Source organism: Sphingomonas sp., assembly GCF_040398505.1.
Classification (GTDB): Bacteria; Pseudomonadota; Alphaproteobacteria; order Sphingomonadales; family Sphingomonadaceae; genus Sphingomonas.
Map to the genome: position 1 here is coordinate 1 of NZ_JBBATX010000123.1, position 6971 is coordinate 6971.

General features: G+C 62.8%; 8 protein-coding genes. 4 read left to right on the forward strand and 4 right to left on the reverse strand.

All coding sequences use genetic code 11. The features are described from left to right. The coding region (locus ABWP09_RS12570) for an SPFH domain-containing protein (protein ID WP_353205473.1) at positions 1 to 496 on the reverse strand (496 nt) is incomplete at its 3' end. Between the two features lie 443 nt (positions 497 to 939). On the opposite strand from ABWP09_RS12570, the gene ABWP09_RS12575 reads away from it, so the two are divergent. Then, positions 940 to 1746 (forward strand): hypothetical protein, encoded by an 807-nt coding sequence (locus ABWP09_RS12575; RefSeq protein ID WP_353205474.1) that lies wholly within the window; start codon positions 940 to 942, stop codon positions 1744 to 1746. A gap of 148 nt (positions 1747 to 1894) precedes the next feature. Here the strand turns inward: ABWP09_RS12575 and glnA are convergent, their stop codons facing one another. Both glnA and ABWP09_RS12585 read right to left on the reverse strand, forming a co-directional pair. Next, complete coding sequence (gene glnA / locus ABWP09_RS12580; RefSeq protein ID WP_353205475.1) at positions 1895 to 3316, reverse strand: type I glutamate--ammonia ligase; 1422 nt, start codon at positions 3314 to 3316, stop codon at positions 1895 to 1897. Between the two features lie 109 nt (positions 3317 to 3425). Further along, on the reverse strand, positions 3426 to 3764 hold the full coding sequence (locus ABWP09_RS12585; protein WP_353205476.1) for a P-II family nitrogen regulator: 339 nt from the start codon (positions 3762 to 3764) through the stop codon (positions 3426 to 3428). Positions 3765 to 3947: 183 nt separating this feature from the next. Here ABWP09_RS12585 and ABWP09_RS12590 point away from each other — a divergent pair, with 183 nt between their 5' ends. Further along, on the forward strand, positions 3948 to 4772 hold the full coding sequence (locus tag ABWP09_RS12590) for a hypothetical protein (protein WP_353205477.1): 825 nt from the start codon (positions 3948 to 3950) through the stop codon (positions 4770 to 4772). Here the strand turns inward: ABWP09_RS12590 and map are convergent. Further along, the gene (gene map, locus ABWP09_RS12595; RefSeq protein WP_353205478.1) at positions 4766 to 5590 is read right to left on the reverse strand and encodes a type I methionyl aminopeptidase; all 825 of its coding nucleotides are present in this window, start codon (positions 5588 to 5590) and stop codon (positions 4766 to 4768) included. The genes ABWP09_RS12590 and map overlap by 7 nt on opposite strands. A 63-nt stretch (positions 5591 to 5653) precedes the next feature. On the opposite strand from map, the gene ABWP09_RS12600 reads away from it, so the two are divergent. Then, positions 5654 to 6409 (forward strand): competence/damage-inducible protein A, encoded by a 756-nt coding sequence (locus ABWP09_RS12600; RefSeq protein ID WP_353205479.1) that lies wholly within the window; start codon positions 5654 to 5656, stop codon positions 6407 to 6409. Between the two features lie 17 nt (positions 6410 to 6426). Continuing rightward, the gene (locus tag ABWP09_RS12605; protein ID WP_353205480.1) at positions 6427 to 6771 is read left to right on the forward strand and encodes a hypothetical protein; all 345 of its coding nucleotides are present in this window, start codon (positions 6427 to 6429) and stop codon (positions 6769 to 6771) included. Positions 6772 to 6971 lie beyond the last annotated feature (200 nt).

Here is a 6971-nt window from a genome sequence, read left to right on the forward strand (position 1 = left end):
CGAGGTCCTTGATCTCGACCGCGTCGAACTCGACGCCCCAGCGGATGCAGGTCGACGACAGGATCTCGTAGAGCCGCTTGTTGATCGCGGTGCGGTCCTTGAGCATCTGGTCGAGATCGCTCTGGCCGATCGCGTCGCGCATCGCGGTTTCCGCCGCCTGGACGATCGCCGATTGCCAGTTCGCCACGGTGGTGACGACGCCCGCCGCATCGAACGCGCGGAACCACAGCACGGCGTTGACGCGCACCGCGACGCCGTCGCGCGTGACCGTCTCCTGTGTGTCGAGCGCATAGGTGATCGTGCGGATATCGACCTTCACGACGCGCTCGATCAGCGGGATCAGCCAGAACCAGCCGGGGCCCTTGGTGGCCTGCAGCCGCCCGAGCCGGAAGACGACGCCGCGTTCATATTCCTGGTTGATGCCGAACGATTTGAGCGCGAGCAGAAGGGCGACCGCGGCAAGCGCCGCGATGGGAATAAGCGTAAAGATGAGCATGGAAACCCCGTTATATGCCGCGTTCCTGCGGCGTGGTGCGGTGTTGACCGCGTGGGGGAATTTAGACCGTTTCGGGGGCGGAACATCGCTGAACGCACGCAATCGCGCGTGCGTTTTGTGCAGGTTGGGGGCGGTAATCCTCCCCTGCCAGGGAGTGTCGGGTTGGATTGCCCCCGGGCAATCCAAGCCCGTGCCGGGGGCACGGGCGACCCGACACTGTGGCACGCGAAGCGTGACGGAGGGGGCGGTCGGCGGGCGGCTTGGGGCTGGGTCTCTCCGGGGTAGCGATTGTGCCGGGAAAGGGATGTTACGGAGAGCGCAGCCAGTCCGCCCCCTCCGTCGCCTTCGGCGCCACCTCCCCCTGGCGGGGGAGGATTTGGGGGCAGCCGCGATCGGCGCGCGATATTTCTGAGGTGTCTTATCTGCGCTGAACTCGGTAGATTATGCTTGCCATGGGTGGAGGGCGCATGTTTGGTTTGTTAAAGCCCAAGCTGTTGGTCGATGCGGACGAATTTGACTGGTTGCTCGCGTGCTTCGCGTGGCTCTCGGAAGAATTTGGCGTTGTCGAGCGGATCGCCAGAACAGCGCTGATTTTACAGCAGGACTTTGCTACAAGTCGCGCGACGGGACACGAGCGCGCGCTTGAGATTTTCGTAGCAGTAAAGGCGATGGCGGGGCTGGCGGATTGGCAGTGCGATCTGATCCCCGCGCAAGCAACCCGCGAGAGTCGTGTAACGACCGGCCACGGCTTACGCCATACGCGCCAGCCCGCCATGGGGTCCTTTGGATATGATCAGGGCCGCTACTTCATCCGCTACAATCCCGCGCTCTTGGAAGCGCCGCAACGCCTCGTCGCTACGTTTGCCCATTTGCTCGCGCACTATGTTCTGCATACGGCGCGGACGTCGCCGCCCGGCGGTACCATGCTCAAGCAGCAGGTCTGCGATGTCGCTGCGATCCGGCTCGGGTTGGGGCTGTTTTTGGTAAACACAGCCAAGAGCTTCGAGCAATTTCAGGATTTTGGCGAACAGGGATGGCAGGCGCAGCAAAGCGGGGCGTTGAGCGAGAATGCCATGCTCACCGCACTGGCACTGTTTGTGCGTTTGGCGCGAGTGGATGCGAAGTCGGTCGAGCGCGAACTGAAGGATTATTTGCGCGGGTCGTTGCGCAAGACTTTGGTTGTGCTTGATGCGCGCTATCCCGATCTGCCTGCCGCGGTGGAGGCGGTGGATCTGGGGGATTGGACATAAAGAGAAGGGCGCCCGGATCGCTCCGGACGCCCTTTTCTGTCTCAGCGCCGTGGCAAAGCCACGTCGTCGGTCCTCGCTTTGGCGAGGCCGGCCGACAGCTATTGTGCGACGGGGCTTCGCCCGTCGCACCGCGCGGTCGTGGCCGCGCTCAATAGCTGTAGTACATATCGAACTCGACCGGGCTCGGCGTCATTTCCCACCGCGCCACGTCGTGCATCTTCAGCTCGATGTACGACTCGATCTGGTCCTTCGAGAACACGTCGCCCTTGAGCAGGAAGTCGTGATCCGCCGCGAGACACTCGAGCGCCTCACGGAGCGACCCGCACACCGTCGGCACGTTCGCCAACTCTGCCGGGGGCAAGTCGTACAAATTCTTGTCCATCGCCTCACCCGGGTGGATGCGGTTCTGGATGCCGTCGAGGCCGGCCATGAACAGCGCCGCATAAGCGAGATACGGGTTGGCCATCGCGTCGGGGAAGCGCACTTCGACGCGCTTCGCCTTGGGGCCGGTGCCGTACGGGATGCGGCACGAGGCCGAACGGTTGCGCGCCGAGTAAGCGAGCAGCACCGGCGCTTCATAACCCGGGACCAGCCGCTTGTAGCTGTTGGTCGTCGGGTTGGTGAAGGCATTCACCGCCTTGGCATGTTTGATGATGCCGCCGATGAAATACAGGCACATGTCCGACAGACCGGCATAGCCGTTCCCGGCGAAGAGCGGCGTGCCCTTGTCCCAGATCGACAGATGCGTGTGCATCCCCGAGCCATTATCTTCCTTGATCGGCTTGGGCATGAAGGTGACGGTCTTGCCGTACGCCTGCGCGACATTGTGGCAAACGTACTTGTAGATCTGCATCCGGTCGGCGGTGACCGTCATCGTGCCGAAGGTCAGGCCGAGCTCATGCTGCGCGGCGGCAACCTCGTGGTGATGCTTGTCGCACGGCAGGCCCATGTCGAGCATGGTCGAGACCATCTCGGCGCGGATGTCGGTTGCCGAATCGACCGGCGCGACCGGGAAATACCCGCCCTTGGCGCGCGGACGGTGGCCCATATTGCCGCCGTCATAGCTGGTGCCGGTGTTGGTCGGCAGCTCGATATCGTCGATCTTGTAATAGCTCGTCGCATAGCTGTTTTCGAACTGGACGTTGTCGAACATGAAGAATTCAGCTTCCGGCCCGATGAAGATCGTGTCGCCGATGCCGGTAGTTTTGAGATACGCCTCGGCGCGCTTGGCGGTCGAGCGCGGATCGCGCGCGTAAAGCTCGCCGGTCGACGGTTCGACGATGTCGCATACCAGGATCAGCATCGGCGTGGCCGAGAACGGATCGGTCCACACCGCATCGAGATCGGGCATCAGAATCATGTCGGATTCGTTGATCGCCTTCCAGCCCTCGATCGAGGAACCGTCGAACATGAAGCCGTCGGTCAGTTCATCCTCGCCGACGACACCTGCGACCATCGTCAGATGCTGCCATTTGCCCTTGGGATCGGTGAAGCGCAGATCGACCCACTCAATCTCCTGATCCTTGATCATCTTGAGTACGTCGCTCGCCGAATTCGGTTTGTCAGCCATAGTCCCCACGCCTTTCACTATCGATCGTTTACCCGACGGAATCGGGAATTCTGTGTCGCCCGGATCGGCACGCTGTCACACAATGTTGCAGCGCGTCAATTCTCGTGGCTTAAATTGCATCCTCGTCGCGCTCGCCGGTGCGGATACGCAAGGCGGTCTCGACCGGAATGACGAAAATCTTGCCGTCGCCGATACGGCCGGTCTGCGCGGCGGTGGCGATCGCCTCGACCACGCGCGCCGCCATCGAATCCTCGACCACGACCTCCAATTTTACCTTGGGGAGGAAATCGACGACATATTCGGCGCCACGATACAATTCGGTATGGCCCTTCTGGCGACCGAATCCTTTCGCCTCGGTGACGGTGATTCCGCTTACCCCGACTTCGTGCAGCGCTTCCTTCACTTCATCGAGCTTGAACGGCTTGATGATCGCCTCGATCTTTTTCACGCGTGCGCAACTCCCATGATGTCGCCGCACCCTACAACAATCGTGCCAGCCGCGCGAGGGGCGGGAAAGCGGCGCGCAAAGCTGCAGGTGGCGCTCGGACCGTGCCTAAGTGCCGTGCAATACCGGTTCCACTGCCATATTTTGCGGCACCCCGCTGAGTCGGGGACGGGGAGCAGCGACGCGATGCGGGGGGGTGCAAATTCGATATTCGGTCTTTTCGGGATCGCGTCGCTGATTGCCGTATTGGTCGGATGTTGGACGGCGGCCCGCGTTGGTTTCACGATCGGGCTGTGGGGGCAGATGATCGTGACCTGGGCGCTTGGGCTTTCTCTCGCCATCGCGATTGCCCGCGTTGCGGTGACGAAGCGGTGGCAGCATGTTGCTTTCGCAGGCGTCGTCATGGCTGGCCTGCTCGCGTGTTTCGTCGATACCGGGTTGCAGGGCGTGCATCGTTGGGTGGTGATCGGGCCAGTCCGCTTCAATGTCGCGGCGCTCACGCTGCCGATGCTGGTCGTCCTATTGGGTCAGTCCGGTCGGGCCGTGCTCGCGATGCTCCCAATCGTGCTGCTGGTCGCGCAACCCGATGCAGCGCAGGCCAGCGCGCTGGCGGCGGCGGTGCTGTGTTTGTTGTCCATTGGGGATCGTTGGCGCGAGTCTGTGGTGGTGGGAGGGGCGCTGGCCGCGCTCGTTACGGCAGCCGGGCTTCGTCCCGATCCGCTGCCGCGCCTGCCCGAAGTGGAAGGAATCGTGGGGCTGGGCTGGCAGCAATCGCCTAGCGTGGCGATCCTTGGAGTGGTGGCCCTTGGCGTCGCCACACTCGCGCCGCTGCGGGCGGGCTTTCGATCGGGAGATCGTACCGCGACAGCGCTGGCGGCGTATTTCGCAGCAAACGCGATTGCGTCTGTAATCGCCGCTCTCCCCGTGCCGCTGATCGGCATGTCGGTGAGTCCGGTGATAGGCTTCTGGCTGGGGATTGGCGCGCTCGCCAGCGCGCAGCGGACTCAATAAGGCGGCTTGTCGAACCCGCCCGGGCTGAGCGTGAAGATCTCGCAGCCAGTCTCGGTAATCCCGATCGAATGTTCGAACTGCGCCGACAGCGAGCGGTCGCGCGTGACCGCCGTCCAGCCATCGTCGAGCAATTTCACGTCGGGGCGGCCGGTGTTGATCATCGGTTCGATCGTGAAAATCATGCCGGGTTTGAGCTCTGGCCCGGTGCCGGGCTTGCCGACATGGACGACTTCGGGCGCGTCGTGGAAGAGTTGGCCCAGGCCGTGCCCGCAGAAATCGCGCACCACGCCGTAGCGATACTTTTCGGCATGACGCTGAATCGCGTGGCCGACATCGCCGAGATGATTACCCGGCTTGGCCGCCTCGATGCCAAGCATGAGGCATTCATAGGTCACCTCGACCAGCCGCTTTGCCTTGATCGGCACGTCGCCGATCAGATACATCCGGCTGCTGTCGCCGTGCCACCCACCCAGAATCGGCGTCACGTCGACATTGACGATATCGCCATTTTTCAGTGTCTTGTCGCTCGGAATACCATGGCAGACGACATGGTTGATCGAGATACAGCTCGAATGCGTATAGCCACGATAGCCGAGCGTGGCAGGGATGCCGCCACGATCCGCGATGAAGCGGCGCACCAGATCGTCAATCTCGGCCGTCGTCACGCCCGGCACCATGTGCGGCACCACCATATCGAGCGTTTCCGCCGCCAATTGCCCGGCGGCGAGCATCCCGTCGAACGCTGCGCGCCCATGAAGCTTGATCGCGCCGGTCCGGCCCGAAGGCGCGTCGGCGGTAACGGTCACATAGTCGGTCATCAAAGCGATATAGCGCAGCGGTTTGCAGTTTGCGAGGGGGCGCGGCGGGTCTATGTGGGGGGCATGACCACACGCATCTGGACGGCCGCGCTCGCGGTGATCGGCGACGAAATCCTGTCGGGCCGAACGCAGGACAAGAATATCGCGCAAATCGCGACCTGGCTTAACGTCCAGGGGATCCGGCTCGCCGAAGTCCGCGTCGTGGCGGACAAGACCGAGGCGATTGTCGAGGCGGTCAACACGCTGCGCGCGCGCAACGATTATCTGTTCACCACCGGCGGGATCGGTCCGACGCATGACGACATCACCGTCGATGCGATCGCCGAAGCGCTGGGCGTGCCAGTGGTGTTCCACCCGCAGGCGCTCGCGATGCTCGATGCCTATTACACGTCGCGCGGTGGCCTGAACGAGCCGCGCAAGCGCATGGCGCGTGTGCCCGAAGGTGCCGACCTGATCGAGAATCGCATGTCGGGCGCGCCGGGAATCCATGTCGGCAATGTCTTCATCATGGCGGGTGTGCCGCACATCACCGCAGGGATGCTCGATGCGCTGACCGGCACGCTTGAGGGTGGACTGCCGGTGTTGTCGCGTACGATCGGGTGCTGGGTCTCGGAAAGCGAAGTCGCCGATTTGCTGCGATCAGCCGAAAAGAGCCATGACGGTGTCTCGATCGGCAGCTACCCGTTTTTCCGCGAAGGCCGCGTTGGCGCAAACTTCGTGGTGCGCGCGACCGATGCGGCGCTCGCCGATACATGCATCGCCGATCTCACCCAGGCGTTGCAAGAGGTTGGCCGCCCGGTCGTAGCGGGCGGGATTTGAAGCGCAGGAGTAGACCGATGACACGCACCTTTATTGTCGGAATCGCCGTGCTGATGCTGGGGGCGTGCGACGGTAGCTCGATCGTCAGCGGTCCGCCGCCCAAAGCGGATGCCACGCCCAACCCGATGGAGGCAAAGATCGACGCGCTCCCGCCGGCCTTGCAGCAAATGACGATGTTCCGCGCGATTCAGGATGGCAACTTTACCTGCCAGAAGATCGTCCAGATGAAGAAGCGCACACCGACCGTGGGCAAGGCGATCTGGGATGCCGAATGCGAGGATCAGGGGCGCTATGTCATCGAGCTCCAGCCTGACGGGATTTTCTGGGTAAGCGGCGTGCCGCAGCCGAAAAAGCGGTTTTAGGCCATAGGGGAAGCGGGATAGCGCCGCGGCAAAGCCAGTTTCAGGTCGGTCATGCCCCCGGCATGACCTAAACGATGCGGGGCATCGTTTACCTGAAACTCGTCGGTCCTCGCTGTAGCGAGGCCGGCCGCTTCGCCGCTTTTCTTGATGCAGCTTCGCTGCATCTCGGCGGCGAAATGGAGCGGGTGAAGGGAATCGAA

What these genes read in the sequence shown, in the direction of transcription:
- ABWP09_RS12575 (WP_353205474.1), top strand. Translation starts at nt 940, where the DNA reads ATGCTTGCCATGGGTGGAGGGCGCATGTTTGGTTTGTTAAAGCCCAAG.
- glnA (WP_353205475.1), bottom strand. Translation starts at nt 3,316, where the DNA reads ATGGCTGACAAACCGAATTCGGCGAGCGACGTACTCAAGATGATCAAG.
- ABWP09_RS12590 (WP_353205477.1), top strand. Translation starts at nt 3,948, where the DNA reads ATGCGGGGGGGTGCAAATTCGATATTCGGTCTTTTCGGGATCGCGTCG.
- map (WP_353205478.1), bottom strand. Translation starts at nt 5,590, where the DNA reads ATGACCGACTATGTGACCGTTACCGCCGACGCGCCTTCGGGCCGGACC.
- ABWP09_RS12600 (WP_353205479.1), top strand. Translation starts at nt 5,654, where the DNA reads ATGACCACACGCATCTGGACGGCCGCGCTCGCGGTGATCGGCGACGAA.
- ABWP09_RS12605 (WP_353205480.1), top strand. Translation starts at nt 6,427, where the DNA reads ATGACACGCACCTTTATTGTCGGAATCGCCGTGCTGATGCTGGGGGCG.